Origin of the sequence: Mycobacterium sp., from assembly GCF_032161845.1 — a bacterium.
Taxonomy (GTDB): Bacteria; Actinomycetota; Actinomycetes; order Mycobacteriales; family Mycobacteriaceae; genus Mycobacterium.
In genome coordinates this window covers 1-4,842 of record NZ_JAVRQA010000001.1, presented here as the reverse complement: position 1 = coordinate 4,842, position 4,842 = coordinate 1, and the positions used below count along the sequence as shown (strand labels likewise).

Below are 4,842 nucleotides of genomic sequence, written 5' to 3'. Positions count from 1 at the left end.
GCGGATTGACCACCTGACTCAGCGTGTTGACGGCGTCGTACAGCGCGTCGATGGTCGGCGCGAGCGCCTCGAGTCCGGGAGCCAACCGATTGAGCGTGTCGGCGACGTCTGCAAGCCTGATCAGCGGTCCGTTCTCGGCGGTCAGGGTGTCGAGGAGGCCGCCTTCGGCAAGCAGTTTGTCGGCAACGCCGTCCTCGCGAAGCACCCGTTCGATGAGTCCGTCGTTCGCCAGCAGCTGGTCGGCCAGACCGCCTGGCGCAATGAGCCGCGAGATGGCGCCGTCATCGGTGGTCAGCCTGTCGGCCAGGCCGCCCTCGGCTGTCACCTGGTCGATCAGGCCGCCGGGTGCGACGGCGCGCGCAACGGGGCCGCTCTCGGCGGTCAACCGGTCCAGCAGTCCCCCCTCAGCGGTTAGCTGGTCCACGATGCCGCCGGGCCGCAGCAATCGATTGACCGGACCGTCCGGTGCGAGAGCCCGCCCGAGCGGGGCGTCGTCGTCCATGAGACCGGCCAGTCGATTGGCCCGTTCAACCGCTTCCTCGAGCCCCAACATGTGCGCGAACGACGACCCGCTGGTGGGCGCCTTACCGTCGCTCACCCCGCGCTGAACGATGTGGAGCGTTTCCCCAGCAATGCCGAGACCCACCTCGGCGACGGCGAGACCGATGCGAACCGGCGCGGTGGCCACGTCGATGAGGGCTTTGCCGAGATTCATGCCGCCAAGTGTATGGCCGGGGTCACAGTGGAGAACCTGGGATCAACTCACAGGAATCTCACAGCGCCTGCGCAGCGTCAAAGCATGTGAAGGGGAGGACATTGATCACATGGCCATGGCTGCAGTTCCGGATTTCGTCCCCGAAGCGCGAATTCTCGTCGTCGACGACGAAACCAACATCGTCGAGTTGCTCTCGGTGAGCCTGAAGTTCCAAGGCTTCGAGGTGCATACCGCGTCGAGTGGACCCGCCGCACTCGACAAGGCACGCGAGGTGCGCCCCGACGCGGTCATCCTCGACGTGATGATGCCGGGGATGGACGGCTTCGGCGTGCTGCGCCGCCTGCGCGCCGACGGCATCGACTCGCCCGCGCTGTTCCTGACCGCTCGCGACTCGCTGCAGGACAAGATCGCTGGACTCACGCTCGGCGGGGACGACTACGTCACGAAGCCCTTCAGTCTGGAAGAGGTGGTGGCGCGCCTTCGCGTCATCCTCCGCCGGTCCGGCCGAGGCGTCGAAGAGCCCCGCAGCGCACGGCTGACGTTCGCCGACATCGAACTCGACGAGGACACCCACGAGGTGTGGAAGGCCGGCGAACCCGTTTCGCTGTCGCCCACCGAATTCACCCTGCTCCGCTACTTCATCATCAACGCAGGCACGGTGCTGTCCAAGCCGAAGATCCTCGACCACGTCTGGCGCTACGACTTCGGCGGTGACGTCAACGTCGTCGAGTCCTATGTGTCTTACCTGCGGCGCAAGATCGACACCGGTGAGAAGCGGCTCCTGCACACCCTGCGCGGTGTGGGATACGTGCTGCGCGAACCCCGCTAGCACGCGGGATGCGTGAGTTCGTCAGCCAAGGGCCGCGCTTTTTGCACAATGGTGTCATGGCTGGTGTTCGGGGGCGCGGTATCCCGCTTCGCGTGGGGCTCGTTGCCGCGACCCTGGTGCTGGTGGCATGTGGTTTGCTCGCGTCTGGCGTCGCCGTCACGTCGATCATGCGGCACAGCCTGATCAACCGGGTCGACGAGACTCTGCTCGACGCCTCGCGGGGCTGGGCTCAGGCGCCCCGGCGGATGCCGGCCACCCCCATGGAGGATCCAAACCCGGCCAGGCCGCCGTCGAACTTCTACGTTCGCGGTATCGACTCCGACGGGCGCATCTGGATGGCAGTCAACGACCGCGAGGCCGAGCCTGCCCTGCCCGACAGCAACGACGTCGGGCCGGTGCCCGTCACCGTGGGATCGATCGACCACTCCGCTGTGCAGTGGCGGGCGATGACGGTGCGCGGCATGCACGGTGAGCTCACCACGGTCGCCATCGACCTCTCCGACGTGTCGTCGACCGTCCGCGCCTTGACGTGGTCGCAGGTCGGCATCGGCGTCGCAGTGCTCCTAGTCCTTGGCATCGCCGGCTTCGCCGTGGTGCACAGGAGCCTGCGACCGCTCGTCGAGGTGGAGCAGACCGCAGCCGCGATCGCCGCCGGTGAGCTCGATCGTCGTATCCCACAGCGTGATTCACGCACCGAAGTGGGGCGATTGTCGTTGGCGCTCAACGGAATGCTCGCGCAGATCCAGCGAGCGGTCGCAGCATCGGAGGCATCCGCCGAACAGGCGCGCACCTCCGAGGATCGGATGCGTCGATTCATCACCGACGCCAGCCATGAACTGCGCACGCCGCTGACCACCATTCGTGGGTTCGCCGAGCTGTATCGCCAGGGCGCCGCGCGCGACGTCGAATTGCTGATGAGCCGCATCGAGAGCGAGTCCCAGCGGATGGGTCTGCTCGTCGAGGATCTTCTGCTGCTGGCCCGGCTCGATGCCCAGCGTCCGATGGAACAACGCCGCGTGGACCTGCTGTCGTTGGCCAGCGACTCCGTCCACGACGCCAGGTCGGTCGCCCCGAAGCGCACCATCTCCATGGAGGTGTTCGACGGGCCGGGGACACCCGAGGTACTTGGCGACGAGGCCCGGTTGCGGCAGGTGCTTGGCAATCTGGTGGCGAACGCATTGCAGCACACCCCGGATTCCGCGAGCATCGCGATCCGGGTCGGCACCGAGCAGGACAACGCGATCCTCGAGGTGTCCGACGAAGGTCCTGGCATGACTCGCGAGGACGCCCACCGGGTGTTCGAGCGGTTCTACCGCACCGACTCCTCGCGGGCCCGCGCCAGCGGTGGCACCGGTTTGGGACTCTCCATCGTCGACTCACTTGTGTACGCGCACGGCGGCACCGTCAGCGTCACCACGGCCCCTGGCCAGGGTTGCCGATTCATCGTCCAGCTGCCGCGGATCGCGGACGTGCCTGCGCCCGACGCAGACGCCGACGTGCCCGCACCGGTCAGCTGACCGAATCCAGTTCTGCCAGCGCGGCTTTGATTTTGGCCTGCGCGTCGTCGAGTGACTCGGGCGACGGGTTGCGGTCCACGTTGGCGAAGCCGAAGTCGGCGAGGTCGCGGGCCGGGAACACGTGGACGTGCAGATGCGGGACCTCGAGCCCGGCGATGATCACGCCCGCCCGCTCGACGCCGAATGCCTTGGACACGGCCTTGCCGATTCGCTGCGACACGGCCATCACGCGGGCGAAGGTAGCGGGCTCGATGTCCTGCCAGTTGTCGATCTCGGCGCGCGGAACGACGAGCGTGTGCCCCGGCGTCATCGGTTCGATGGTCAGGAATGCGACGACCTCATCGTCCTCGTAGACGAACCGACCTGGAATCTCGCCGTTGATGATCATCGTGAACACGGAAGCCATCGTTCGAGCATGCCAGAACGGCGTCCTGGGGCGAACGAAGCGACGGGGGAATTCCCTGACAGCCAGTTCCCAGCGCCGGGGCAGACCCATGGCAGCTTGCTCCGCGACGGTGGTCATCGTGACCGACCTGGCGAATCCCTCCCTGGCCGGCGGTCAAGTCCACCCATTGCGATCCTCCGCACCGTGCTCCTACGTTCTCGACATCGTCATACCGGTGTACAACGAGGAACGTGAACTGGCAGCCAGCGTTCGCCGGCTCCACCACTTCATTGCTACCGAGGTGCCCTACGCGGCGCGAATCACGGTGGTCGACAACGCCAGTACCGACGGCACTCTGGAGGTGGCGCAGCGCCTCGCCGAGGAGCTACCGCACGTGGAGACCCTCCACCTGGACGCCAAGGGGCGCGGGGGCGCGCTGCGCGCCGCATGGACCTCGTCGACGGCCGCGGTGGTCGCCTACATGGACGTCGACCTCTCGACTGATCTCAGGGCGCTCATGCCGCTGGTCGCGCCGTTGGTGTCCGGGCACTCGGACATCGCGATCGGGTCGCGTCTCTCGGCGTCGTCCAGGGTGGTACGCGGACCGAAGCGCGAATTCGTCTCGCGCAGTTACAACTTGATCCTCCGTGGAGTTCTCGGCGCTCGCTTCTCTGATGCTCAGTGCGGGTTCAAGGCGATGCGCGCCGACGTGGCCAAGCAACTCCTGCCTCTGGTGGTCGACACCGGCTGGTTCTTCGACACCGAACTGCTGGTGATCGCCGAACGTGCCGGCCTGCGCATTCACGAGGTGCCCGTCGACTGGATCGACGACCCCGATTCCCGCGTCGACGTCGTCGCCACCGCGGTCGAGGACCTCAAGGGTTGCTGGCGGGTGGGTCGGGCGCTGGCCACCGGCGCGCTCCCGCTGCGCGAACTGCAGGCGGCGCTGGGTCGTGAGCCTCTGGTGCCGGGCGTCCCCAAGGGCATGGTCGGGCAGCTGGTCCGATTCGGGATCGTCGGCCTGGCAAGCACTCTCGCATACGCCCTGCTGTATCTGGTGTTGCATCCAGCGATGGGCGCCCAAGCGGCCAACCTCGTCGCGCTGTTGCTCACCGCGATCGCCAACACCGCTGCCAACCGCGCCTTCACCTTCGGAGTGCGCGGCCGCAACGGGGCAGGCCGCCACCAGCTTCACGGCCTGATGGTCTTCATGTTCGGGCTGGCGATCACCAGCGGGTCGTTGTTCGTGCTGCACCGTTTCGACCCGACGATCGGCAAGGTCGCCGAACTCTCCGTGCTGGTGATCGCGAATCTGGTCGCGACGGTGGTGCGCTTCGTCGCGCTGCGGCGGGTGTTCGGAGTTCATCGCCGTTAGAAGGGTGGTGGGCTGGTGTCG

The 4,842-nt window shown here is 66.9% G+C and carries 5 protein-coding genes; 3 read left to right on the top strand and 2 right to left on the bottom strand.

What is annotated here, in order from left to right:
• Positions 1–715: hypothetical protein (locus tag QOD90_RS00025; protein WP_526345400.1), on the bottom strand; the 715-nt coding region annotated here is incomplete at its 3' end.
• A gap of 109 nt (positions 716–824) precedes the next feature.
• Between QOD90_RS00025 and QOD90_RS00020 the strand changes: the two genes are divergently transcribed.
• The gene (locus tag QOD90_RS00020; RefSeq protein WP_526345398.1) at positions 825–1,544 is read left to right on the top strand and encodes a response regulator transcription factor; all 720 of its coding nucleotides are present in this window, start codon (positions 825–827) and stop codon (positions 1,542–1,544) included.
• A 56-nt stretch (positions 1,545–1,600) separates the two neighbouring features.
• The gene (locus tag QOD90_RS00015) at positions 1,601–3,061 is read left to right on the top strand and encodes a sensor histidine kinase (protein WP_526345396.1); all 1,461 of its coding nucleotides are present in this window, start codon (positions 1,601–1,603) and stop codon (positions 3,059–3,061) included.
• Here QOD90_RS00015 and QOD90_RS00010 read toward each other — a convergent pair.
• A complete protein-coding gene (locus tag QOD90_RS00010; protein WP_526345394.1) occupies positions 3,054–3,467 on the bottom strand; it encodes an HIT family protein in 414 nt (137 codons plus the stop codon). The genes QOD90_RS00015 and QOD90_RS00010 overlap by 8 nt on opposite strands.
• A 127-nt stretch (positions 3,468–3,594) precedes the next feature.
• On the opposite strand from QOD90_RS00010, the gene QOD90_RS00005 reads away from it, so the two are divergent.
• Positions 3,595–4,821, top strand: coding sequence for a bifunctional glycosyltransferase family 2/GtrA family protein (locus QOD90_RS00005; RefSeq protein ID WP_526345402.1), 1,227 nt, complete (start codon positions 3,595–3,597; stop codon positions 4,819–4,821).
• Positions 4,822–4,842 lie beyond the last annotated feature (21 nt).